This is a genomic window from Janthinobacterium foliorum (genome assembly GCF_978021625.1).
Map to the genome: position 1 here is coordinate 1 of NZ_CDXDQE010000109.1, position 265 is coordinate 265.

Annotated in this window: 1 rRNA gene; it reads right to left on the minus strand. The window is 52.8% G+C overall.

The features are described 5' to 3' along the window. A 16S ribosomal RNA gene (locus tag ACZ92H_RS29735) occupies positions 1-265 on the minus strand; the annotation flags it as partial.

Genomic DNA, 265 nt, shown 5'->3' on the forward strand with positions numbered 1-265 from the left:
ACTTACAAAACCGCCTGCGCACGCTTTACGCCCAGTAATTCCGATTAACGCTTGCACCCTACGTATTACCGCGGCTGCTGGCACGTAGTTAGCCGGTGCTTATTCTTCAGGTACCGTCATTAGCAAGGGATATTAGCCCTCACCGTTTCTTCCCTGACAAAAGAGCTTTACAACCCGAAGGCCTTCTTCACTCACGCGGCATTGCTGGATCAGGCTTTCGCCCATTGTCCAAAATTCCCCACTGCTGCCTCCCGTAGGAGTCTGG